General features: G+C 66.8%; 23 protein-coding genes. 8 read left to right on the top strand and 15 right to left on the bottom strand.

The features are described from left to right. Positions 1-5 precede the first annotated feature (5 nt). From RXV79_RS17535 to RXV79_RS17515, 5 genes are all read right to left on the bottom strand, one after another. Positions 6-590, bottom strand: a complete 585-nt coding sequence (locus RXV79_RS17535; RefSeq protein WP_316699333.1) for a hypothetical protein — start codon at positions 588-590, stop codon at positions 6-8. Continuing rightward, a complete protein-coding gene (locus RXV79_RS17530; RefSeq protein WP_316699331.1) occupies positions 587-967 on the bottom strand; it encodes a phage holin family protein in 381 nt (126 codons plus the stop codon). Before RXV79_RS17530 ends, RXV79_RS17535 begins: the two co-directional genes overlap by 4 nt. A gap of 86 nt (positions 968-1,053) precedes the next feature. Further along, entirely contained in the window at positions 1,054-1,443 is a 390-nt protein-coding gene (locus tag RXV79_RS17525; protein WP_316699329.1) for a hypothetical protein, read from the bottom strand. 53 nt (positions 1,444-1,496) lie between these two features. Next, positions 1,497-1,661: a DUF1328 domain-containing protein gene (locus tag RXV79_RS17520; protein ID WP_257823415.1), complete on the bottom strand. Its 165-nt coding sequence runs from the start codon at positions 1,659-1,661 to the stop codon at positions 1,497-1,499. Positions 1,662-1,836: 175 nt separating this feature from the next. Next, entirely contained in the window at positions 1,837-3,192 is a 1,356-nt protein-coding gene (locus RXV79_RS17515) for a CHASE3 domain-containing protein (protein ID WP_316699327.1), read from the bottom strand. A 56-nt stretch (positions 3,193-3,248) separates the two neighbouring features. Here RXV79_RS17515 and RXV79_RS17510 point away from each other — a divergent pair, with 56 nt between their 5' ends. After that, the gene (locus RXV79_RS17510; RefSeq protein WP_257823417.1) at positions 3,249-3,881 is read left to right on the top strand and encodes a response regulator; all 633 of its coding nucleotides are present in this window, start codon (positions 3,249-3,251) and stop codon (positions 3,879-3,881) included. A gap of 114 nt (positions 3,882-3,995) precedes the next feature. Here the strand turns inward: RXV79_RS17510 and RXV79_RS17505 are convergent, their stop codons facing one another. Then, positions 3,996-4,397 carry a response regulator transcription factor gene (locus RXV79_RS17505; protein WP_316699323.1) on the bottom strand — a complete coding sequence of 134 codons (402 nt, stop codon included), beginning with the start codon at positions 4,395-4,397 and terminating at the stop codon, positions 3,996-3,998. 263 nt (positions 4,398-4,660) lie between these two features. Here RXV79_RS17505 and RXV79_RS17500 point away from each other — a divergent pair, with 263 nt between their 5' ends. Further along, complete coding sequence (locus tag RXV79_RS17500; RefSeq protein ID WP_316699321.1) at positions 4,661-5,212, top strand: hypothetical protein; 552 nt, start codon at positions 4,661-4,663, stop codon at positions 5,210-5,212. 64 nt (positions 5,213-5,276) lie between these two features. On the opposite strand, the gene RXV79_RS17495 is transcribed toward RXV79_RS17500, so the two are convergent. The 3 genes from RXV79_RS17495 to RXV79_RS17485 are packed head-to-tail and all read right to left on the bottom strand — an operon-like array spanning position 5,277 to position 7,073. Next, positions 5,277-5,855 (bottom strand): DUF4337 domain-containing protein, encoded by a 579-nt coding sequence (locus tag RXV79_RS17495; protein WP_316699319.1) that lies wholly within the window; start codon positions 5,853-5,855, stop codon positions 5,277-5,279. Positions 5,856-5,865: 10 nt separating this feature from the next. Next, positions 5,866-6,381 carry a dihydrofolate reductase gene (locus RXV79_RS17490; protein WP_316699317.1) on the bottom strand — a complete coding sequence of 172 codons (516 nt, stop codon included), beginning with the start codon at positions 6,379-6,381 and terminating at the stop codon, positions 5,866-5,868. 14 nt (positions 6,382-6,395) lie between these two features. Beyond that, the gene (locus RXV79_RS17485; protein ID WP_316699315.1) at positions 6,396-7,073 is read right to left on the bottom strand and encodes a GntR family transcriptional regulator; all 678 of its coding nucleotides are present in this window, start codon (positions 7,071-7,073) and stop codon (positions 6,396-6,398) included. 160 nt (positions 7,074-7,233) lie between these two features. Between RXV79_RS17485 and scpA the strand changes: the two genes are divergently transcribed. From scpA to RXV79_RS17455, 6 genes are all read left to right on the top strand, one after another. Next, positions 7,234-9,390 (top strand): methylmalonyl-CoA mutase, encoded by a 2,157-nt coding sequence (scpA, locus tag RXV79_RS17480; RefSeq protein ID WP_316699313.1) that lies wholly within the window; start codon positions 7,234-7,236, stop codon positions 9,388-9,390. Between the two features lie 5 nt (positions 9,391-9,395). Then, complete coding sequence (gene meaB / locus RXV79_RS17475) at positions 9,396-10,379, top strand: methylmalonyl Co-A mutase-associated GTPase MeaB (RefSeq protein ID WP_316699311.1); 984 nt, start codon at positions 9,396-9,398, stop codon at positions 10,377-10,379. Positions 10,380-10,390: 11 nt separating this feature from the next. Beyond that, entirely contained in the window at positions 10,391-11,923 is a 1,533-nt protein-coding gene (locus RXV79_RS17470) for an acyl-CoA carboxylase subunit beta (RefSeq protein WP_316699309.1), read from the top strand. Positions 11,924-11,946: 23 nt separating this feature from the next. Beyond that, entirely contained in the window at positions 11,947-13,947 is a 2,001-nt protein-coding gene (gene accC, locus RXV79_RS17465) for an acetyl-CoA carboxylase biotin carboxylase subunit (RefSeq protein WP_316699307.1), read from the top strand. An 8-nt stretch (positions 13,948-13,955) separates the two neighbouring features. Continuing rightward, the gene (locus RXV79_RS17460) at positions 13,956-14,423 is read left to right on the top strand and encodes a VOC family protein (protein ID WP_316699305.1); all 468 of its coding nucleotides are present in this window, start codon (positions 13,956-13,958) and stop codon (positions 14,421-14,423) included. Positions 14,424-14,527: 104 nt separating this feature from the next. Next, positions 14,528-15,886, top strand: coding sequence for an MATE family efflux transporter (locus RXV79_RS17455; protein WP_316699304.1), 1,359 nt, complete (start codon positions 14,528-14,530; stop codon positions 15,884-15,886). Between the two features lie 7 nt (positions 15,887-15,893). Here the strand turns inward: RXV79_RS17455 and ggt are convergent, their stop codons facing one another. From ggt to RXV79_RS17425, 6 genes are all read right to left on the bottom strand, one after another. Then, positions 15,894-17,618, bottom strand: coding sequence for a gamma-glutamyltransferase (ggt, locus tag RXV79_RS17450; protein ID WP_316699303.1), 1,725 nt, complete (start codon positions 17,616-17,618; stop codon positions 15,894-15,896). Positions 17,619-17,687: 69 nt separating this feature from the next. Beyond that, on the bottom strand, positions 17,688-18,170 hold the full coding sequence (locus RXV79_RS17445; protein ID WP_316699301.1) for a cupin domain-containing protein: 483 nt from the start codon (positions 18,168-18,170) through the stop codon (positions 17,688-17,690). A 4-nt stretch (positions 18,171-18,174) separates the two neighbouring features. Then, complete coding sequence (locus RXV79_RS17440; protein WP_316699299.1) at positions 18,175-18,648, bottom strand: GFA family protein; 474 nt, start codon at positions 18,646-18,648, stop codon at positions 18,175-18,177. Between the two features lie 21 nt (positions 18,649-18,669). Then, positions 18,670-19,479, bottom strand: coding sequence for a thymidylate synthase (locus RXV79_RS17435; protein ID WP_316699298.1), 810 nt, complete (start codon positions 19,477-19,479; stop codon positions 18,670-18,672). Positions 19,480-19,581: 102 nt separating this feature from the next. Then, positions 19,582-20,247, bottom strand: coding sequence for a YiaD family glycine zipper/OmpA-like lipoprotein (locus tag RXV79_RS17430; protein WP_316699297.1), 666 nt, complete (start codon positions 20,245-20,247; stop codon positions 19,582-19,584). A 129-nt stretch (positions 20,248-20,376) separates the two neighbouring features. Then, complete coding sequence (locus RXV79_RS17425) at positions 20,377-22,161, bottom strand: ABC transporter transmembrane domain-containing protein (RefSeq protein ID WP_316699295.1); 1,785 nt, start codon at positions 22,159-22,161, stop codon at positions 20,377-20,379. Positions 22,162-22,191: the final 30 nt, after the last annotated feature.

Below are 22,191 nucleotides of genomic sequence, written 5' to 3'. Positions count from 1 at the left end.
CGCCCTCAGTGCAGGGTATCGGAGCGGGGCACAGGCGGGGTGGGGGCGGGAGTGGCTGCTGCGGCGGCTGCGGCCTGCGGCGACGTCGTGGCCGCCGGCTCGGCACCGGAAGGGGCGGCACCGCGCATGCGCTCGGACGCGAAGGCCGAGGCGGCCGACATCCAGGCCTCCAGCGGCACGTGGTCCATCGCGCGAGCGACGAGGTGCGGCACCAGGCCCGCCAGCAGCGCCGGCTTCAGGAGGCCCCGCCAGGGCTTGATCCAGTAGATCAGCCCACCGACTGCGACGGCGGCGGCGATGAGGGCGAAGGGGCGGTTGCGCGCAATCGGCCCCATCGCCGTGCGAGCGGTATTGCCGGCCACCATGGTGGCCATGTGCAGCGGGTGCTGCGACCACCACGAGCGCACCGAATCCACCACCAGGCGCACGCCTGGGATGGCCATGAGCGCGGTCAACAGCACCGACGGCTCATGATCGCCGGCGGCGTCAGGGGGCGGTGCGATCTCCAGCAGCGCGCCGCGCAGGCGCTCGCGCGAGAGGGTGAGCCGGTCGACAGCGGGCAGGCGGGGGTCGTTGAAATCGGCACTCATGATGCGGTGGCCTCTTTCAGCATGGCGGCGTCTTCACGCAGCTGCCGGCGCATCTGTTCGAAGGCGCGTGGCCCGGCGTCGTTTCGGGCCGAGACCCAGCAGCCGACCGCCAGGCCCAGTGGCACGAGCGGGGCCGCGATGAGGGCCCAAGGCGCATTCATGTTCTCGGGCGGGATCACCGCCCACAGCATCAGTGCCACGCCCACCAGCACAGCCCCCACGCCGGCACTGCACAACGCCACCGCGCTCAGCAGGGCCTTGCGCTTCCAGTGGGTGGAGGCGACCCCGATCTCTTCACCGAGCAACTCGGCGTAGGCGCCGGCGTGGTCGGCCAGCAGGTGGGGTTCGCGGACGATGAGGTGCAGCAGCGGGTGCATGAAGGCGCTCCTGAGAAGCTCTCAAGACATCAAATGAACAGCGCCGTCCGCGTTCAAGCGGACGGCGATGCCCGGAGCCATGCGGCTCAATCGTGGTGGCGCGAGCGGGTGACGAGGCTCACCAGCGCCATCAGCGCAGCGCCCGTGGCCGCGGCGATCAGCACCGACTTGATGGGGTCGTTGCGGATGTAGCTCGCCGTGGTGTCGGAAGCGTGCATGGCCTTGTCGCGCAGCTGCTGCGAGGTCTGGCGCATGGCGTCGACGCTCTTCTGGGCGAAGGCCGTGGCCTGCTCGGTGGCGCGGTTGATCAGCGGCGAGACGCGGCTGCTGGCGCTGTTGACGCTGTCGGACAGGCCATCGAGCGCGTCGTTGGTCATGCGCTGTGTGGAGCGGATGGCCTGGTCAGCCTTGCCGGCGGCCTGGTCGGCGACGGTGTTCGTGGTGTTGGTGGGATCAGCGGGGTTCTTCGTGTACATGGTGATGTCCTTCCGTGGGTGGGTGGGATGTCTTGCGTGTCGGGACGAGGCTCTCAGCCTTTGCGTAGCAGGCCGAAGAGGAAGCTCGCGACAGCCAGAACGGCGAACACGACGAACAGGATCTTGGCGATCCCGACGGCCCCGGCGGCGATGCCGCCAAAACCGAACAGTGCCGCGATCAGGGCGATCACGAAGAAAACGACGGCGTAGTGCAGCATGAGTTGCTCCTTGTGAATGAATGAGTCTTCTCGGGCTCGCAGACGTTTCTTCTGCGATGGAGCGCAGTGTGGGCACGCGCTCGCGTTGCGGCGATAGGCCGCATCGCCTCTGCACTGTCGGGGGAGCGAGCAACGCGGCGTAGGAGGCCGCTGACAGGTCTTGCGCCTGCCGCGCTCAGGCGTGCGCCGCCCTCGTTTCGGGCAGCGTGGCCTCGATGCAGGTGCCCTGGCCGGGCGCCGAGCGCAGCTTGAGTTCACCGCCCTCGGCGGCCACGCGGTAGCGCATGCCGATGAGGCCGAAGGCGGAGCGTGGCTGGTGGGCGGGGTCGAAGCCGACGCCGTCGTCGCGCACGCACACCTGCGCCTGGCCATCGCGCGCCTGCAGCTTGATCCACACCTGCCTGGCCTGCGAATGCTTGGTGATGTTGGTGATGGCCTCCTGCACGAGGCGATAGACCACGAGCTGCGCATCGGCGGGCAGCTTCACCGCCTCGAGTTCGCAGTGCACCTGCAGACCGGAGTGGGTGGCGAAGTCGCGCCCGAGGATCTCGAGCGTGGGCACGAGGCCGAGATTGCTGAGCGTGGAGGGGCGCAGGTCTTCGATGATGCGGCGGCCGAGCGCGATGCTGCTGTTGAGCGTCTCGACGAGGTGGTTGAGCCGGTCGAGCGCCTCGGGGTTGGCGCCGGTCAGTCGCGATCGGATGCGCGCGGCGTCGAGCTTGGCCGAGGTGAGCAGGGCGCCCAGCTCGTCGTGCAGGTTGCGCGCGAGGCGGTTGCGCTCGTCTTCCCGGGCGGTCTGCAGGTGATCGGTCAATTCGACAAGCTGGGCCGTGCGCTGGGTGACTTCTTCTTCGAGCCGGTCGCGCTCGCCGCTCACGAGACGCTGCTGCTCCTCGCGCTGGGCCTCGAGCATGGAGGTCTGGCGCAGGTACATGAAGAGGGACAGCAGCCCCAGGGCGCTCAGCACCATCACGCCCAGACGGGCGAGCGCGAGCGTCTGGTTCACGGCTTCGCGCTCGGCCGTGACGTTGGCGCTCTCGCGGTTGAAGAGCTCCCCGGTGAGCTGGCGCACCGCGTCCATCTTCTCGCGGCCGATGTCGGACAGCATCAACTCCATCGCGGCATCATTCTTGCCCTCACGTTGCAGACGCATGGTTTCGGTCAGTTCCGACACCTTGCCGTCGACGACCGTGTGCAGTCTGTTGAGCACCGCGGTGGAGTTGTCGTCTTTCTGGTAGTACTGATCGAGGAAATTGAAGGAATGGTCGATCTGCTGGAGCGCGCGTTCAAACGGCCGCAGGTATTCCTCTCGGTGGGTGAGAAGGTAGCTGCGCTGGCTCGCTTCGGCGTCGAGGATGGACTGGGCGAGGTTCTGCACCGCCGTGCGGGCCGCGCCCACCTCGGTGAGGGTTTCGAGCTTGCCGGCCGAGCGCCAGTAGGAGGTCTCGCTGACCGCCACCATCGCCAGCACGGCCAGGCACGCAAGAGGAAAGACAACGGGGTTTCGTTTGAGGACCTTGTAGACGCTCATGTTTTGTTTTCGTCCGATAACATGCAATCTTCGTTGAGGAGCAACAGAGGCACACCATGATTCGAATTGCCATCGTTGATGACCATGCCATGATTCGAGCGGGCCTGAAGCAATTCTTTGCCGATCAGCCGGACTTTTCGGTCGTGGCCGAAGCGAACAACGGCCGTGAGGCCCTCGACATCGTGCGAGGTGGGGAGGTCGATGTGATCGTGCTCGACATCTCCATGCCCGACCAGAGCGGGGTCGATGCCCTCGCGGGCATAAAGGCCCGCGCGCCCGATTTGCCGGTGCTCATTCTGAGCGGCTTCCCCGAGGAGCACTACGCGACAACCCTGCTGCGCCAGGGTGCGAGCGGCTATCTCAACAAGGACTGCGACCCCGAAGAGATCGTGAAGGCGATCCGCACCGTGGCACGCGGCCGCAAGTACATCACCGCCGGTGTGGCCGAGCGCCTGGCCGACGGGCTCAACGGCGGGGGTGACAAGCCGCCGCACGAGCAGCTCTCCGAGCGTGAACTGCAGGTCTTCCTGCGCCTGGCCAAGGGCGAGACCATCAGCCACATGGCCGACAGCATGTCGCTCAGCGTGAAGACGGTGAGCACCTATCGCACGCGGGTGATGGAGAAGATGAAGCTCGAGTCGAACAGCGACCTCACCTACTACGCGCTCAAGAACGGGCTCATTCAGTAAGGCTGGAAGCGGCCGTCGCCGAAGAGGCGGGCCGAGCGCCGGGCCGCTCCCAAGCCGGCCCGCCATCCCCTCGGGGGATCGGCTGACGTACCCGTCAGCCGAGGGGCCGTCATCTCACATCAGCGGGCCGTGTCCGGTTTCACCGCCGGCGAGACGGGTGCAGTACTGGATCAGCGCATCGATCTCGTTCGACTTGTCGAACACCTTGTCGGCGCCGAGCTCCAGGCATTTGCGGCGGATGTCCTGCGTGGCGAAGTTGCTGAGCACGACCACGTTGCGCCGCGCGGGCAGGTCGTGCGTCACCTTGAGCACGCCGAGGCCCGAGCCCGACTTCAGGAAGATGTCGACGATCACGAGGTTGGCGTCGTTGTCGTGCTCCTGCAGCCACTTGATGGCCGTGGCCTCGTCTTCCGCATGGCCGACGACCTCGACAGGCACCAGCTCTTCGAGCGTGGCGATGAGGTTATCGCGAATGACCTGGCTGTCCTCGACGATGTAGGCCCTCAGCGGCTGCATGGACGGCGACCTTTGTTGGTTGTCAGGAGCCTGGGCAAACGGTTCACCACTGCTGACGGAAGAGAGAACTTGCATTTACACCTTAGTTTCCGACGTATCGGGGTGGCACGCCATGTGCGGGAAGCCCAAGCCCTTGTCAGACGATGCCTACAGAGCGATGCCGTAGGACTCGCACTACAGGCGCTTCCGGCGTTATCTGGTGGCTGCACGCAGGCCCGCTGCCCATACTCCGCTCACTTTCAACAAGCCATGAGGAGCGCCCCATGACCAAGATCTCTCATTTCAAGTATTCGATCCTTGCCGCTGCTGCGCTGGCGCTGCCGATGACTTCGGCCATGGCGCTCGACAAGGCGCAGCACAAGGCGGAGAAGGAGCGCGTGGAAGCCGCGTACAAGGCCGACAAGGCGGCGTGCGATGCGTTGAAGGACAACGCCAAGGACGTGTGCAACCAGGAAGCCAAGGCCAAGGAAAAGGTCGCCAAGGCCGAGCTGGATGCGCAGCTGAGCGGCAAGCCCCGTGACCAGGAGAAGCTCGCCAAGGTCAAGGCCGACACCGCCTACGACGTGGCCAAGGAAAGGTGCGACGACAAGTCGGGCAACGACAAGGACGTCTGCGTGAAGGAAGCCAAGGCCGCGAAGGAAAAGGCCCACGCCGACATCAAGGCCGCGAAGAAGTCGCAGAGCGCCCGCGCCGATGCGGCCGACGACAAGCGTGATGCCAGCTACAAGGTCGCCAAGGAGAAGTGCGATGCACTGTCGGGCGACGCGAAGGACGCCTGCGTGGCCAACGCCAAGGCCCAGAACGGCAAGTCCTGATCGCGCCTCACGGCACGATGACGAAGGCCCGCGGATGCGGGCCTTTTTCATGGGGCGGTGACGCTCAGATGTGGAACCAGGCCATGCCGCCCAGTGCCACGCCGACCGCGCTCACGCCGATCACCGCGTATTCGAGCCAGCGCTTCTTCGTCAGCAGCGCGATGGCCGCCATCGCGATGGCGATCTGCAGCGCCGTCGTGGCCTGTGCCCAGCGATGGTGCTCGTGCATCTGGGCATCGCTCTTCCGGTCCCAGTCCTTGCTCTCGGCTTCGATCTTCTCGGCCTCGGCCTGGATGGCCTTCTTCTCGGTCTCGTAGCGGTCGATCTTGGCCTGGTACTTCTCGCGGTCGGCGGCCACCGGCGACAGGTCGCGCGACACCTCGGCGAGCGATTGCTTCGTGCTCTTGGCCTGGAAGAAATTCCACTGGTTGGAGGCCTCGGTCTTCTTGATGGCCGCCATGTTCTTGTAGAGCCCCGCATTCGCCTGCGTGGCGCCACCCATGTACGCGAACATGGCGCCCACGGTGGCAAGGATGGCCGTGATCACCGCCAGTTGCCCGGCCATGCCGGACGGTTCGTGCTGTGCCGCATGCTCCAGCTCGTGGTCATGCGGGCCGTGGACGTGAAAACCTCCTCCAGACATCGTGTGCTCCTCAGCGTTTTCGTTGGTAGGTGACAAAGGCGAAGCCGAACGGGGCCGACGCGTCGGCTGGCGGCAGCTCGCGCGCGGTTTCCTGGAAGTCCTCGCGCTTCCAGGCGGGGAAGAACGCGTCGCCTTCGGCCGCTTGATCGACTTCGGTCAGATCGAGACGGTCGGCGTGGGGCAGGGCGAGCGCATACAGCTCGGCGCCGCCGATGACGAAGGCCTGCTGCGCACCGCGGGTGTGTTCGAGCGCCTCTTCGAGGCTGTGCGCGGTGACGGCGCCCTCGGCGCGCCAGTCGCGGTTGCGGGTGACGACGATGTTGAGCCGCCCCGGCAGCGGCCGGTTCTTCGGCGGTAGCGACTCCCAGGTCTTGCGGCCCATGATGACCGGGTGGCCCAGCGTGACGCGCTTGAGCCGGGGCAGGTCACCGGGGATGCGGAAGAGCAGCTGGTTGTCGCGGCCAATGGCGCCATTGCGGGCCACGGCGGCGATGAGCGTGAGCGGGGGGCGGGGCGCGAGTGGCATGGCCCGCGATTCTGTCAGGACAGCGTGGCCGCTTCCCGCCCCTGCTTGATGTGACGCTCCACCAGCCGCTTCACCCGGGCGCCATCGCGCGCCTTGAGCGCCTGCATGATCTGGCGGTGCTCGTCGAGCGAGGCCTCCACGCGGCCTTGCTTGAAGAGCGACTGGTGCCGGTTGAGCTTCATCACGCGGCGCAGGTCGCCCACCATCGCCTGCGTCCACTGGTTGTCGGCGATCTGCAGCAGCTTGAGGTGGAACTGCTCGTTGGCGCGGAAGAAGGCGTCGCGGTCGTTCACGCTCTTCTCCAGCAGGTCGTGCAGCGCCTGCAGCTCGGCGAGCTGCGCATCGGTGGCCGCCTCGGCGACGGTGGCGGCGGCATCCGCCTCCAGCAGGCCGAGCAGGTGGTAGACCTCGGTCAGGTCGCGTTCCGACACCTCGGTGACGTAGGCCCCGCGGCGCAGCTTCATCGTGACCAGCCCTTCGGCCGCCAGCACCTTCAGCGCTTCGCGCAGCGGCGTGCGGCTGATGCCGAACTCGGCGGCGAGGGCCTGCTCGTCGATCCAGCTGCCGGGCGGCAGCGTGTGCGCCAGGATGCGGGCGCGCAGCCGCTCGGCCACCTGCTCATAGAGGGCGCTCTCGCGCAGGCGAGACGAAGCCGGCGCGGGCGCGGCGCTGGGCGACAGGGTGGTGGACATGGGCGCGGTAATGGCGTGTAGGTGAAATGTCGTAAGGGGCCGCCGTAAGGGCGACGTCAAGGCTATTGTAGATATAATTCAATTTTGAATTACGGCTGGCGAACGGATTTTTACGTGCCCGGCCTGAAGACTGCTCCTCTCGAAACTTCCGGGTTCCGTCATGTCCGATCCCAAGCTCACCCCCGAAGCGCTCGCCGCCTGGCAGAAAGCCGCCGCCAAGTCCGCCCCGGGCGGCAACGTCGAGGCGCTCAACTGGGTCACGCCCGAGGGCATCACCGTGAAGCCGCTGTACACCGCGGCCGACACGCAAGACTTGCCGCATGCCGACACGCTGCCCGGCTTCGCGCCCTTCGTGCGCGGCCCTCAGGCCACGATGTACGCGGTGCGACCGTGGACGATCCGCCAGTACGCCGGCTTCTCCACCGCCGAAGAGAGCAATGCCTTCTACCGCCGCGCCCTCGCCGCTGGTGGGCAGGGCGTGAGCGTGGCCTTCGACCTCGCCACCCACCGCGGCTACGACAGCGACCACCCGCGCGTGACCGGCGACGTGGGCAAGGCGGGCGTCGCCATCGACTCGGTGGAAGACATGAAGATCCTGTTCGACGGCATCCCGCTCGACAAGGTCAGCGTCTCCATGACGATGAACGGCGCCGTGCTGCCGGTGCTCGCGGGCTACGTGGTCGCGGCCGAAGAGCAGGGCGTGCCGCAAGACAAGCTCTCCGGGACCATCCAGAACGACATCCTCAAGGAGTTCATGGTCCGCAACACCTACATCTACCCGCCCGAGCCGAGCATGCGGGTGATCGGCGACATCATCGAGTACACGGCGAAGAACATGCCGAAGTTCAACTCGATCTCGATCTCGGGTTATCACATGCAGGAGGCGGGCGCGAACCAGGCGCTGGAGCTCGCCTTCACGCTGGCCGATGGCCGCGAGTACGTGAAGACGGCGCTGGCCAAGGGCTTGAACGTCGATGACTTCGCCGGGCGCCTGAGCTTCTTCTGGGCCATCGGTATGAACTTCTATCTGGAAGTCGCCAAGATGCGCGCCGCGCGCCTCTTGTGGTGGCGCATCATGAAGGAGTTCAACCCGAAGAACGACAAGAGCCTGATGCTGCGCACGCACTGCCAGACCTCGGGCTGGAGCTTGACGGAGCAGGACCCGTACAACAACGTCGTGCGCACCACCATCGAGGCCATGGCCGCGGTGTTCGGCGGCACGCAATCGCTGCATACCAACTCGTTCGACGAAGCCATCGCGTTGCCCACCGATTTCTCGGCCCGCATCGCGCGCAACACGCAGCTCATCATCCAGGAAGAGACGCACATCACGAACGTCGTCGACCCCTGGGCCGGCAGCTACATGATGGAGAAGCTCACGCAGGACATGGCCGACAAGGCGTGGTCCATCATCGAAGAGGTGGAGGCGATGGGTGGCATGACCAAGGCCGTGCAGAGCGGTTGGGCCAAGCTCAAGATCGAGGCGAGCGCCGCCGAGAAGCAGGCCCGCATCGACTCGGGCAAGGATGTGATCGTCGGCGTCAACAAGTACAAGCTGAAAGAAGAAGACCCCATCGAGGCGCGCGACATCGACAACCACGCGGTGCGCGATGCGCAGGTGGCGCGGCTGCAGAAGATCCGCGCCACGCGTGACCCCAAGGCCGTGCAGGCCGCGCTTGACGCGTTGACGCAATGCGCCGACAGTGGCTCGGGCAATCTGCTCGACCTCTCCATCAAGGCCATCCGCCTGCGTGCGACGGTGGGCGAGGTGAGCGATGCGCTCGAAAAGGTCTGGGGGCGCCACCGCGCCGACACACAAAAGGTGACCGGCGTGTACGCAGCTGCCTACGACAGTGCCGAGGGTTGGGAAAAGCTCCAGCAAGAGATCGCGGCCTTCGCCGAAGAGCAGGGCCGCCGCCCGCGTGTGATGATCGCCAAGCTCGGGCAGGACGGCCACGACCGCGGCGCAAAAGTTGTCGCCACCGCCTTCGCCGACCTCGGCTTCGATGTCGACATGGGCCCGCTCTTCCAGACGGCCGAAGAGTGCGCGCGCCAGGCCATCGAGAACGACGTGCATGCGGTGGGCGTCTCCACCCTCGCCGCTGGTCACAAGACGCTGGTGCCCGCCATCATCGAAGCGCTCAAGGCGCAGGGGGCCGACGACATCGTCGTTTTCGTCGGCGGTGTCATCCCGCGGCAGGACTACGACTACCTCTACGAGGCCGGCGTGAAGGGCATCTACGGCCCGGGCACGCCCATCCCCGCGAGCGCCAAAGACGTGCTCGAGAAGATCAAGGCGCAGATCGCCAAGGCGTGAGTCCCTTGGACGCCACCGACCAGCAGCTGATGGACGGCGTGCGACGCGCCGACCGGCGTGCGCTCGCCAAGGCCATCACGCTGCTTGAATCGACCCGTGCCGATCACCGCATGCGGGCCGATGCGCTGCTCAACGCGCTGCTGCCGCACACCGGCCAGGCGCTGCGTCTGGGCATCTCGGGTGTGCCGGGCGTCGGCAAGTCGACCTTCATCGAGGCGCTGGGCCTGTACCTGATCGCGCAAGGGCATCGCGTCGCGGTGCTCGCCGTCGATCCGTCTTCGAGCCTCTCGGGCGGCTCCATCCTCGGCGACAAGACGCGCATGGAGCAGCTGTCGGCGAGCCCGTCTGCTTACATCCGCCCGAGCCCTTCGTCGGGCACGCTCGGGGGCGTGGCCGAGAAGACGCGCGAGGCGATGCTCGTCTTCGAAGCCGCGGGCTATGACGTGGTGATCGTCGAGACGGTGGGCGTCGGCCAGAGCGAGACCGCGGTCGCCGGCATGACCGACCTCTTCGTGCTGATGCAGCTGCCCAATGCGGGCGACGACCTGCAGGCCATCAAGCGCGGCGTGATGGAGCTGGCCGACCTCGTGGTCATCAACAAGGCCGACATCGACCTCGACGCCGCCACACGCGCCGAGGCCATGATCGCGAGCTCGCTGCGCCTCCTGGGCCACGCCGGCCACGGCGATGGCGCCCCCTCGCGCGTGCTCAAGCTGAGTGCGCTCAAGGCGCAGGGCGTGGACACCTTCTGGCAGAAGGTGCAGGACCTCATTGCACGTCGCCGCACGACTGGCGAATTCGCGCAGCGCCGTCAGCACCAGGGCCAGGCCTGGATGTGGGACCTGATCCACGCTGCGCTGCTCGGTGACTTCCGCCGCCACCCCGACGTCCGCCGCGCCTTGCCCGAGGTGCTGAAGAGCGTCAATGATTCCCGCGTGGCGCCTTCGGCTGCTGCGCGTCAGCTCCTCCAACTCTTTACCCGAGCCTGAGAAAGAAGACCATGCACGACATCATCGAACAGCTCGAAAAGAAGCGCGCCGCGGCGCGCCTGGGCGGCGGCGAGAAACGCATCGCCGCGCAGCACAGCAAAGGCAAGCTCACCGCGCGCGAGCGCCTAGAGCTGCTGCTCGACGAAGGCACCTTCGAAGAGTGGGACATGTTCGTCGAGCACCGCTGCCACGACTTCGGCATGCAGGACAACAAGATCCCCGGCGACGGCGTCGTGACCGGCTACGGCATGATCAACGGCCGCCTCGTCTTCGTCTACAGCCAGGACTTCACCGTCTTCGGCGGCGCGCTCTCCGAAGCGCATGCCGAGAAGATCTGCAAGGTGATGGACCAGGCGATGAAGGTCGGCGCCCCGGTCATCGGCTTGAACGACTCCGGTGGTGCGCGCATCCAGGAAGGCGTGGCCTCGCTCGGCGGGTATGCCGAAGTCTTCCAGCGCAACGTGATGGCCTCAGGCGTGGTGCCGCAGATCAGCATGATCATGGGGCCGAGCGCGGGTGGTGCGGTGTACTCGCCGGCGATGACCGACTTCATCTTCATGGTGAAGGACAGCAGCTACATGTTCGTCACCGGCCCGGAAGTGGTGAAGACCGTGACGCATGAAGAGGTGACCTCGGAAGAACTGGGCGGCGCCACCACCCACACCACCAAGAGCGGCGTGGCCGACCTCGCGTTCGACAACGACGTGGATGCGCTCCTCATGCTGCGCCGCTTCTACAACTACCTGCCGCTCAACAACCGCGAGAAGGCGCCGGTGCGCCCGAGCCACGACCCGGCCGACCGCATCGACCTTTCGCTCGACACGCTGGTGCCCGACAACCCCAACAAGCCCTACGACATCAAGGAGCTGATCGTCAAATGCGCCGACGACGGCGAGTTCTTCGAACTGCAGCCGGGCTACGCGCAGAACATCGTGATCGGCTTCTGCCGCATGGAAGGCCAGACGGTCGGCGTGGTGGCCAACCAGCCGCTGGTGCTCGCGGGTTGCCTCGACATCAAGAGCAGCATCAAGGCGGCACGCTTCGTGCGCTTCTGCGACGCGTTCAACATTCCCATCGTCACGTATGTCGACGTGCCGGGCTTCATGCCGGGCACGAGCCAGGAGTTCGGCGGCATCATCAAGCACGGCGCCAAGCTGCTCTATGCCTACGCGGAGTGCACGGTGCCGAAGATCACCGTCATCACCCGCAAGGCCTACGGCGGTGCGTACGACGTGATGGCCTCCAAGCACCTGCGCGGTGACGTCAACTTCGCCTGGCCCAACGCCGAGATCGCGGTGATGGGCGCCAAGGGGGCGGTGGAGATCATCTTCCGTGAGGAGAAGAGCGACCCCGCCAAGCTCGCTGCACGCGAAGCCGAATACAAGGCCAAGTTTGCCAACCCGTTTGTCGCCGGCGCACGGGGCTTCATCGACGACGTGATCCAGCCGCACGAGACGCGCAAGCGCATCTGCCGCTCGCTGGTGATGCTCCGAAACAAGAAAGTGGAAAACCCGTGGCGTAAGCACGGGAACATTCCTCTCTGAACGCGACGATGAGCGAGACAACCATGTTCACAAAAATTCTGATCGCCAACCGTGGCGAAATCGCCGGCCGCGTCATCAAGACCGCCAAGAAGATGGGCATCAAGACGGTCGCCGTCTACTCCGATGCCGACCGCGATGCGCGCCATGTGGAGCTGGCCGACGAGGCGGTGCACATCGGCGCGCCGCCCTCGCGCGAGTCCTACCTCGTGATGGACAAGATCATCGGGGCGTGCAAGCAGACCGGCGCGCAGGCCGTGCACCCGGGCTACGGCTTCCTGAGCGAGAACGAGGAGTTCGCGCGCCGGGTGGAAGAAGAGGGCATCGTGTTCATCGGCCCGAAGCACGCGTCCATTGCCGCCATGGGCGACAAGATCGCGTCGAAGAAGCTCGCGGCCGAGGCGCGCGTCAACACCATTCCGGGCCACAACGCAGCCATCTCGGGTGCGAAGGAGGCGGTCGAGATCGCCAAGAAGATCGGCTACCCGGTGATGATCAAGGCGAGTGCTGGCGGCGGCGGCAAGGGCTTGCGCGTGGCGTATTCCGACAAGGAAGCCTTCGAAGGTTTCACCGCCTGCCAGAACGAAGCCCGCAACAGCTTTGGCGACGACCGGGTGTTCATCGAGAAGTTCGTCGAGGAGCCGCGCCACATCGAGATCCAGGTGCTGGGCGATGGCCACGGCAACACCGTCTACCTGTGGGAGCGCGAGTGCTCCATCCAGCGCCGCCACCAGAAGGTGATCGAAGAGGCACCGAGCCCTTTCCTCGACGATGCCACCCGCAAGGCGATGGGCGAGCAGGCCGTGGCGCTCGCGAAGGCGGTGAACTACCAGTCGGCCGGCACGGTGGAGTTCGTCGTCGGCAAGGACAAGAGCTTCTACTTCCTCGAGATGAACACCCGCCTGCAGGTGGAGCACCCGGTCACCGAGTGCATCACCGGCCTCGACCTGGTGGAGCTGATGATCCGCGTGGCGGCCGGCGAGAAGCTGCCCTTCAAGCAGGAAGAGATCCAGCGCAACGGCTGGGCGATGGAATGCCGCATCAACGCGGAAGATCCCTTCCGCAACTTCCTGCCGTCCACCGGCCGCTTGGTGAAGTACGCACCCCCGAAGGAAGAAAACGGGGTGCGCGTCGACACCGGCGTCTACGAAGGCGGCGAGATCCCGATGTACTACGACTCGATGATCGCCAAGCTCATCGTGCACGGGAAGGACCGGCTGGAGGCGATCCGCAAGATGCGCGAGGCGCTGAACGGGTTCGCGATTCGTGGCATCAACTCCAACATCCCCTTCCAGGCGGCGCTGCTGGCGCACCCCGATTTCGTGGGCGGCAACTTCAACACGGGCTTCATCGCCGAGCACTACGGCCGTGGCTTCACCGCCGAAGCGGTGCCGCACGACGACCCGATGTTCCTGCGGGCGCTGGCCGCAGTGGCCAACCGCAAGCACCTGGAGCGTGCCAGCCGCATCAGCGGCCAGCTGCCGGGGCATGAGATGGAGATCGGCGCCGACTTCGTGGTGGTCACCGACCTCGGCGGCGGCAACACCGAGCAGGTGCCCGTCAAAGTGGAAAAGCAGGGCGGTGGCTTCGAGGTGACGATGGGCGGCAAGACGAGCCGCATCGCCTTCGTGACGCCCCTGCGCGACATCGTGATCCGCGGTACCTTCGACGGCGAGCCCTTCTGTGCGCAGATCGAGCGCAAGGGCCTGGCCTACCGCGTGGCCCACAACGGCACGCAGATCGAAGCGAAGGTGCTCACGCCGCGTGCGGCCGAGCTGAATGCGCTGATGCCCTTCAAGGCGCCACCCGATCTGTCGAAGTTCCTGCTGTCGCCGATGCCTGGCTTGTTGGTCGACGTGGCGGTGACGAAGGGGCAGAAGGTGATGGCGGGTGAGAAGCTCGCGGTGATCGAGGCGATGAAGATGGAAAACATCCTCACCGCCACGCAGGATTGCGTGGTGGCTGAAGTGGCCGCGAGCAAGGGCGAAAGCCTGGCCGTCGATCAGGTCATCCTGAAGTTCGAGTGAGCGACGACATGAGCACGACGAGACCGTTCAAGGTGCTGGGCATCCAGCAGGTGGCGATCGGCGGGCCGAGCAAGGAGCGCCTGCGCACGCTGTGGGTCGACACGCTGGGCCTCGAAGTCACCGGCAATTTCGTCAGCGAGCGAGAAAACGTCGACGAAGACATCTGCGCGATGGGCAAAGGCGCGTTCAAGGTCGAGGTCGACCTGATGCAGCCGCTCGACCCCGAGAAGAAGCCCGCGGTGCACACCACGCCGCTCAACCACATCGGGCTGTGGATCGATGACCTGCCGAAGGCCGTGGAATGGCTCACCGCCAAGGGCGTGCGCTTCGCGCCGGGCGGCATCCGCAAAGGCGCTGCGGGCTACGACATCTGCTTCCTGCACCCGAAGGCGAACGACGAGTTTCCGATCGCGGGCGAGGGCGTGCTCATCGAGCTGGTCCAGGCGCCCGCCGACGTGATCAAGGCCCTGTCGTGATGGAATGATGGTTATCATGGCATAAAGGCGCCTTGGTGACAGACGGCGGCGATCGCACGGTGCGAAGCTGGCCCGAGTCGTGAGAGACCGAGGAGGAGACCTGTATGTCCATGCTGACCGGCCCCATCCTGCCGACGCTGCTGCGCCTGGCGTTGCCAAACGTGCTCGCCATGGCCTCGGCCACGGCGGTCGGCATCGCCGAGACGGCCTACATCGGCCAGCTCGGCCTCACACCCCTCGCCGCGATGGCGCTGGTGTTCCCCTTCGCGATGCTGATGCAGATGTTTTCTGCGGGGGCGATGGGCGGTGGCATCTCGTCGGCCATCTCGCGGGCGCTCGGTGCCAAAGACCAGGCCCGGGCCGAGACGCTCGCCCTGCATGCCGCGCTGATCGGTGGCAGCTGCGGGCTTTTCTTCATGGTGCTCTTCATCGCCTTCGGCCACGTGTTCTACGCGGCGCTCGGCGGCCAGGGCGAGGTGCTGGCCGAAGCCACGCGTTACGGCATGGTGCTTTTCGTCGGCGTGGTGGCGGTGTGGCTCACCAACTCGCTCTCGTCCGTGCTGCGTGGTGGCGGCGACATGCGCATGCCTTCGACGGTGATCCTGACCGCCTCGCTGGCGCAGATCGTCATCGGCGCCTGTCTCGGGCTCGGGCTGGGGCCGTTCCCGCGCCTGGGCATGGCCGGGGTCGCGCTCGTCAACGTGCTGTCCTTCACCGGCGCGGCGCTCTATCTGCTGTATCGCTTGATGCGGGCCGATGCGCGGGTGCGCCTGCGCTGGCGCGGCGTGCCGTTGCAGAAGGCGATGTTCTTCGACATCCTGAAGGTGGGCGGCCTGGCCTGCCTGTCGCCGCTGCAATCGGTGGCCACCGTCATCCTCATCACCGCGCTGGTCGCACGCACCGGCGTCGAGGCGCTGGCGGGTTATGCCATCGGCTCGCGGCTGGAGTTCCTGCTGATCCCGATCGCCTTCGGCATCGGCGTGGCGGCGGTGCCGATGGTGGGCATGGCGATCGGTGCGGGCGACGTGACCCGCGCGCGGCGTGTGGCGTGGACGTCGGGCGCGGTGTCGGCGGTGATGCTCGCCGTGGTCGGCCTGGTGGTGACGGTGGCACCCAACCTGTGGAGCGGCATGTTCACGCAGCAACAAGGTGTGCTCGACGCCGCGGCGCGCTACCTGCGCTCGGCCGGGCCGGCCTTCCCGTTCTTCGGCCTGGGGCTCACGCTGTACTTCGCATCGCAGGGCTCGGGCAAGGTGCTGGGCACGGTGCTGGCTGGCACCGCCCGCTTCCTGGTGGTGCTGGGCGTGGGCCTCTGGCTGGGGGCGCACGGCGCGAGCGACACCGCGATGTTCCTGCTGGTCGGCGCGGCGATGGTGGTCTACGGCATCGCGGCCGTGGTGGCGATCTACATGACGCCGTGGAGCCCCAAGCGGGCCGCGGTGCCGGAGCCCATCGCGGCCTAGTTCAAGGTCAATACCCCAGCGCCAGCCCCGAGTTGCGCCGCGGGTCGTTGGCGCCGTAGTAACGGTTCTTGCCCACCGGCTTGCCGCCGAGCGAGGGCGCGCCGATCAGGATCGCCGCCACGTGGTTGGCCGGCTGCGGGTTGCCGACCTTGTGGCCCATGCCTTCGAGGAGCTTTTGCGTGTCGGGGCTGACGGCGAAGCGCTCGAAGTTCGTCATCTCGGGCAGCCACTGCTGGTGGAAGCGCGGCGCGTCGACTGCCTCCTGGATGTTCATGCCGTAGTCGACCACGTTGAGGATGGTGTGCAGCACCACGGTGATGATGCGGCTGCCGCCCGGCGTGCCGACCACCATCACCGGCTTGCCGTCCTTCGAGACGATGGTCGGGCTCATCGAGCTCAGTGGGCGCTTGCCGGGCTCGATCTTGTTGGTCTCCCCTTGCACCAGGCCGTAGATGTTGGGCACGCCCACCTTGGCGGTGAAGTCGTCCATCTCGTTGTTGAGCAGCACGCCGGTCTTGCCGGCGGTCACGCGCGCGCCGAACCAGTCGTTGAGCGTGTAGGTCACCGAGACGGCGTTGCCCCACTTGTCGACGATGGAGTAGTGCGTGGTGTTGCTGCCTTCGTGCGGCGGCACGCCGGGCTTGATCTCCTGCGACACACCGGCCTTGGCCGGGTCGATGGCGGCGCGGATCTTCGCGGCGTAGGTCTTGTCGAGCAGGCGCTCGATCGGGTTCTTCACGAAGTCGGGGTCGCCGAGGTAGGCGTTGCGGTCGGCATAGGCATGGCGCATTGCCTCGATCTGGTAGTGCACCGACTGCGCCGAGCGGAAGCCCAGGTCCTTCAGCGGATAGCCCTCGAGGATGTTGAGCATCTCGCACACGATCACGCCGCCCGAGCTCGGCGGCGGCGCCGAGATCACGCGGTAGCCGCGGTAGTCGCACTCGATGGGCGCCATCTCGCGGGTGGTGTACTGGTCGAAGTCGACCTGCGTGAAGAGACCTTTGCCAGCCTGGCTTGCAGCGACCATCTCGGCGGCGGTGCGGCCCTTGTAGAACCCGTCGGCGCCCTTGTCACGGATCAACTTGAGCGTGGCGGCCAGCTCCTTCTGCACCAGCGTCTGGCCGACTTCGAAGGGCTCGCCCTTGTTCAGGAAGATCGTGGCCGAGGGGGCGTCCTTGCGGAAGTCCTCGGTCGCGGTCTTCAGCATGTCGATGTCGCCCTGGTCGAGCACGAAGCCGCGCTGGGCGTAGCGGATGGCAGGGTCGATCAGCACGGCGCGTTTCATCGTGCCGTATTTCGCCAGCGCGGTTTCGAGGCCGTGCACCGTGCCCGGCACGCCCGCCGCGAGGTAGCCCCGAGTGCTCAGGCCTTTGACGACATTGCCATCGGGGCCGAGGTACATGTCGGGCTTGGCGGCGAGTGGCGCCTTCTCACGGAAATCGAGAAACGTCTTGCGGCCGTCGGCAAGCTGGATCGTCATGAAGCCGCCGCCGCCGAGGTTGCCGGCCGCGGGGTATACGACCGCGAGCGTGTAGCCCACGGCCACCGCCGCGTCGACCGCGTTGCCGCCGTCCTTGAGCACATCGACGCCCACCTGCGTGGCCAGGTGCTGGGCGGTGACGACCATGCCGTTCTCGGCAGCCACCGGCGCCACCGATGCGGCATTTGCCGCTGGCAGCACGATGGCGAGCGCAAAGCTCAAGACGAAACGCTGGACTCTGGCGACGGTCATCGGGAAGCTCCGCAAAACGAGAAGCGCCGATCACAGCACAGCCCGTGCGGGCCGTCGACAAAGGCCGGGTCAGGTGTAAGGGGTGCCGTCCTTGTGCGTGAAGCGCCACTTGCCGTCGACGAGCTCTGCACGCAGGTCGTCGTCGGGGTAGCTGCCTTGGTCGCCGGGCGTGCGGTCGCCGATCTCGAGGTAGACCACCTCTTCCGTCGTCTCGTTGAGCAGGCGGTGGCCGTTGCCGGTGCCGTGCGCGAAGCCGGCGCACATGCCGGGCGCGAGGCGCGTGAGGCCTTCGTCGGTGTGCAGCGTGGGGTGGCCTTGCAGGATGTAGATGAACTCGTCTTGCCGGCTGTGCGCATGGCGCAGCGCCGAGGCGGCACCGGGCGCAAGCGTCGTGTGGTTGACGCCGAAGTTGACGAGCCCGAAGAGATCGCCGAGCGGCCTCTTCAGCCGGCCCGTCATGCGCGAGGCGAAGGGCTCGGGGTAGTTCGACGGTTTGGTGCGGGCCGGGGCGTCTTCTGCGCGCAGGGCCACGGGGCGGTGGGAGTCGCTCATGTCGTCAGTCGGCTTTCGGGGGAGGGCGCGGGTGGGCTTCTCGCCACAGCTTGACCATCTCCATCGGGTCCGCCGGGCTCTTCTCGTAGCGGCGCGTGCCGTCGGGCAGCACGACCCAGGGCTGCGCTTCGCTCATCCACTGGTGGGCGATCGGTGCGAGGCCGGTCGGGCCTTCGAGGGTGCCGGGCTGCAGCACGCGCACGGCCCGGCCATCGAGCCCGCCCCACAGGCGTGTGCCGCAGGTCGCGCACATGCGGCCGGCCTTGATGCGGCCGTCGCGCAGCGTGGCGGTGTAAGGCACCGTCTCGCCCTGCAGCAGCTCGATGGCCTCTTGCTTCACGAGCATCGACAGGCCGAAGGCCGCGCCGGTGCGGCGCTGGCAGTCGGTGCAGTGACAGGCGTAGTAGGTGAGCGGCTCGGCCGTCACGCGGTAGCGGATCGCGCCGCAGAGGCAGTGGCCGTGGTAGGGCGCTGCCATGGTCGCTGGGGTCGGACGGCCTTAGACCGCCACCGGCGCCTTGATCGTCTCGTGGTGCTGGTAGTCCACGAACTCGAAGTCTTCGTACTGGTAGTCGAAGATCGACTCGGGCTTGCGCTTGAGGCGAAGCGTGGGGTACGGGTAGGGCTTGCGCGAGAGCTGCAGTGCCACCTGCTCGGTGTGGTTGCTGTAGATGTGGCAGTCGCCACCGGTCCAGATGAAGTCGCCCACTTCCAGGTCGCACTGCTGCGCCAGCATGTGCGTGAGCAGTGCGTAGCTCGCGATGTTGAACGGCACGCCGAGGAAGATGTCGGCGCTGCGCTGATAAAGCTGGCAGCTCAGCTTGCCGTTGGCCACGTAGAACTGGAAGAACGCGTGGCAGGGCATCAGCGCCATCTTCGACAGCTCGGCCACGTTCCAGGCGCTCACGATGATGCGGCGCGAGTCGGGGTTGGTCTTGAGCTGGTTCACGACCTCGGCGATCTGGTCGATGTGGCCGCCGTCTGGCATGGGCCACGAGCGCCACTGCACGCCGTAGACCGGGCCCAGGTCGCCGTTGGGGGCGGCCCATTCGTCCCAGATGGTCACGCCGCGTTCTTGCAGCCACTTGGCGTTGCTGTCGCCGCGCAGGAACCACAGCAATTCCAGGATCACCGCCTTGGTGAAGATCTTCTTGGTGGTGACGAGCGGGAAGCCTTCGCTCAGGTCGAAGCGCATCTGGTGGCCGAACACGCTCTTGGTGCCGGTGCCCGTGCGGTCTGCCTTGAAGACGCCGTGCTCGTGCACATGCCGCATGAAATCTTCGTACTGGGAACGGATGGGGCGGGTCACGTGCGAGGCTCCTGGGTCGGGGTCCGCGGATTATCGGCGAGCATGAAAAAGGGCGCCTCGTGGGCGCCCTTCGGCGAATCGTGATTCACGCGATGAGATGAATCACCCTTGTTGCGCAGGTTCGCGCAAATACATCTCGACGCGCCGGTTGCGGGCACGGCCGGCATCGGTGCCGTTGTCGGCGATCGGCTCACGCTCGCCACGGCCGGCGGTTTCGATGCGCGAGGCCGGGACGCCGCGTGCCGCCAGGTAGTCGCGCACGCTGCGGGCGCGTTCCAGCGAGAGCGGGTTGTTGATGGCGTCGGAGCCGGTGCTGTCGGTGTGGCCCACGATGGTGAGCACCGAGGTCTGGTCGCCGCGCAGGCTGGTGGCGAAGGTGTCGAGCACGCCGCGCAGCTCGGGCTTGATGTTGGCGCTGTTGACGTCGAACGACACGTCGTTTGGCACATTGAGCTTGAGCTGGTTGTCGGCAGTGCGGGTCACGTCGATGCCGGTGCCTTGCGTGGCCTGCTCCATCTGGCGCTTGCGCTCTTCCTGCCGCTTCGACCAGATGTTGCCGGCGATGGCACCGACTGCGCCGCCGACCACGGCGCCCACACCGGCGCGGTCGCCCGCGGCCTTGCCGATCACGGCGCCACCGGCGGCGCCCACGCCGGCACCGACGGCGGTGCCTTTCTGGGTCGGGGTCATGCTTTCACAGCCGACCAACGCGAGCGAGGCGGTTGCGAGCACGGCCCATGTGAGGGGGGATGCTGCTTTTCTGTTCATGGCGTACTCCTTCGAGAGCGGTGCCCCGAGCAGGCACCGATAACGAAGGAGTGTCGATGCCGCACCACGCACTGTCTGTCGGAGCGGGGCGGGAGCTGGATGTCGGACGATGCCTACACCCGCAACATCTCATTGCTGAAATTGCAGTGCCGCAAGCCGCGCGTACAACCCGTTGCTGGCAATCAGGCTGGCATGCGTGCCGGTCTCGACGATGTGGCCGTGCTCCATCACCACGATGCGGTCGGCACGCTGGATGGTGGCGAGGCGGTGCGCGATGACGAGCGTGGTGCGGCCTTGCATGGCCGATTCGAGCGCCGCTTGCACCATGCGCTCGCTTTCGGCGTCGAGCGCGCTGGTGGCCTCGTCGAGCAGCAGCAGCGGCGGGTTTTTCAGCATCGCGCGGGCGATGCTGATGCGCTGGCGCTGGCCGCCCGACAGGCGCACGCCACGCTCCCCGAGGAAGGTGTTGTAGCCCTCGGGCAAGGCGCGGATGAAGTCGTCGGCAAAGGCCGCGCGAGCCGCGGCCATCACCTCCTCGTCGCTCGCCTCGGGCTTGCCGTAGCGGATGTTCTCCATCGCGTTGGCCGAGAAGATCACGCTGTCTTGCGGCACGATGCCGATGCGCTGGCGCAGCACATCGAGGGTGATCTCGCGCACTGGCACGCCGTCGATGCGCACCTCGCCCTGGCTCGTGTCGTAGAAGCGCAGCAGCAGCTGGAACACGGTGCTCTTGCCGGCGCCGCTCGGGCCGACGAGTGCCACCGTCTCGCCCGGCTTCACGCTGAGCGACACCTGAGCGAGCGCAGCCTGCGTCGGCCGCGACGGATAGTGGAAGCTGACGTCGCGCAGCTCCACCGACGAGCCGGCGGCCGTGGGTGGCAGTGCCGTCGGCTTGGGCGGCGACTGGATCGGCGAGCTCGCCGCCAGCAGCTCCATCAAGCGCTCGGTGGCACCGGCCGCGCGCAGCATGTCCCCATACACCTCGGACAGCACCGCGACACTGCTCACGAGGATGATCACGTACACCACCGTCTGCCCCAGGTGGCCCGGCGTGATCGCCCCGCGCATCACCGCCTGCGTGCCCTGGTACAGGCCCCACAGCAGCGCGCCGAAGGTGGCGCTGATGATGAAGGCGACGAGCAGCGAGCGCACGCGGGTGCGCTTGATGGCGGTGCGGAAGGCGCTCTCGGTCGAGTGGTCGAAGCGCTGCGCCTCGCGTGCTTCCTGCGTGTAGCTCTGCACCACCGGCACGGCGTTGAGCACCTCGGCGGCGATGGCGGCCGAGTCGGCCACGCGGTCCTGGCTCGCGCGGCTCAGCTTGCGCACGCGGCGGCCGGCGTAGAGCGAGGGCAGCACCACCAGCACCAGGATGCCCAGCACCTGCGACATCACATACGGGTTGGTGATGACGAGCATCAGCAGCGCGCCGAGCCCCATCACGGCATTGCGCAGGCCCATCGAGAGGCTGGAGCCGACGACCGTCTGCACGAGCGTGGTGTCGGTGGTCAGGCGCGACAGCACCTCGCCGGTCTGCGTGGTCTCGAAGAATTCGGGGCTCTGCTTCACCACATGGGCGTAGACGGCGTTGCGCAGGTCGGCCGTCACACGCTCGCCGAGCCAGGTCACGGCGTAGAAGCGTGCGGCCGAAAAGATGCCGAGCGCAGCACCCACCGCGAAGAGAGCGAAGAAGTGCTCGCGCAAGGCCATCACGCGCTCGCCGGGGTCGGCCGAGACGAGGCCCTGGTCGATCAGCGACTTGAGTGCGAGCGGCAGCACGAGCGTGGTCACGGCGGCCAGCACGAGAAACAGCACCGCCAGGGCGATGTGAAAACGGTAGGGGCGCAGGAACGGGCCCAGGCCGCTCAGCGAGCGGACGTTGCGCGGCGCGGCGCGTGCGGGGGTGGCATCAGGCATGAGCACGGAGTCTAGGTGCGGTGTGGCGTG

Origin of the sequence: Piscinibacter gummiphilus (assembly GCF_032681285.1) — a bacterium.
Lineage (GTDB): Bacteria > Pseudomonadota > Gammaproteobacteria > Burkholderiales > Burkholderiaceae_C > Rhizobacter > Rhizobacter gummiphilus_A.
The sequence above is the reverse complement of the archived record's forward strand: the minus strand, read 5'-3'. Positions and strand labels throughout refer to the sequence as shown.

Coding starts and splice junctions, on each gene's coding strand:
- RXV79_RS17500 (WP_316699321.1), top strand. CDS start 4,661: ATGACCAAGATCTCTCATTTCAAGTATTCGATCCTTGCCGCTGCTGCG.
- RXV79_RS17495 (WP_316699319.1), bottom strand. CDS start 5,855: ATGTCTGGAGGAGGTTTTCACGTCCACGGCCCGCATGACCACGAGCTG.
- ggt (WP_316699303.1), bottom strand. CDS start 17,618: ATGACCGTCGCCAGAGTCCAGCGTTTCGTCTTGAGCTTTGCGCTCGCC.
- RXV79_RS17440 (WP_316699299.1), bottom strand. CDS start 18,648: ATGGCAGCGCCCTACCACGGCCACTGCCTCTGCGGCGCGATCCGCTAC.
- RXV79_RS17460 (WP_316699305.1), top strand. CDS start 13,956: ATGAGCACGACGAGACCGTTCAAGGTGCTGGGCATCCAGCAGGTGGCG.
- RXV79_RS17515 (WP_316699327.1), bottom strand. CDS start 3,192: ATGAGCGTCTACAAGGTCCTCAAACGAAACCCCGTTGTCTTTCCTCTT.
- RXV79_RS17510 (WP_257823417.1), top strand. CDS start 3,249: ATGATTCGAATTGCCATCGTTGATGACCATGCCATGATTCGAGCGGGC.
- RXV79_RS17520 (WP_257823415.1), bottom strand. CDS start 1,661: ATGCTGCACTACGCCGTCGTTTTCTTCGTGATCGCCCTGATCGCGGCA.
- scpA (WP_316699313.1), top strand. CDS start 7,234: ATGTCCGATCCCAAGCTCACCCCCGAAGCGCTCGCCGCCTGGCAGAAA.
- RXV79_RS17430 (WP_316699297.1), bottom strand. CDS start 20,247: ATGAACAGAAAAGCAGCATCCCCCCTCACATGGGCCGTGCTCGCAACC.
- RXV79_RS17470 (WP_316699309.1), top strand. CDS start 10,391: ATGCACGACATCATCGAACAGCTCGAAAAGAAGCGCGCCGCGGCGCGC.
- accC (WP_316699307.1), top strand. CDS start 11,947: ATGTTCACAAAAATTCTGATCGCCAACCGTGGCGAAATCGCCGGCCGC.
- RXV79_RS17490 (WP_316699317.1), bottom strand. CDS start 6,381: ATGCCACTCGCGCCCCGCCCCCCGCTCACGCTCATCGCCGCCGTGGCC.
- RXV79_RS17535 (WP_316699333.1), bottom strand. CDS start 590: ATGAGTGCCGATTTCAACGACCCCCGCCTGCCCGCTGTCGACCGGCTC.
- RXV79_RS17530 (WP_316699331.1), bottom strand. CDS start 967: ATGCACCCGCTGCTGCACCTCATCGTCCGCGAACCCCACCTGCTGGCC.
- RXV79_RS17445 (WP_316699301.1), bottom strand. CDS start 18,170: ATGAGCGACTCCCACCGCCCCGTGGCCCTGCGCGCAGAAGACGCCCCG.
- RXV79_RS17505 (WP_316699323.1), bottom strand. CDS start 4,397: ATGCAGCCGCTGAGGGCCTACATCGTCGAGGACAGCCAGGTCATTCGC.
- RXV79_RS17455 (WP_316699304.1), top strand. CDS start 14,528: ATGTCCATGCTGACCGGCCCCATCCTGCCGACGCTGCTGCGCCTGGCG.
- RXV79_RS17485 (WP_316699315.1), bottom strand. CDS start 7,073: ATGTCCACCACCCTGTCGCCCAGCGCCGCGCCCGCGCCGGCTTCGTCT.
- RXV79_RS17525 (WP_316699329.1), bottom strand. CDS start 1,443: ATGTACACGAAGAACCCCGCTGATCCCACCAACACCACGAACACCGTC.
- RXV79_RS17425 (WP_316699295.1), bottom strand. CDS start 22,161: ATGCCTGATGCCACCCCCGCACGCGCCGCGCCGCGCAACGTCCGCTCG.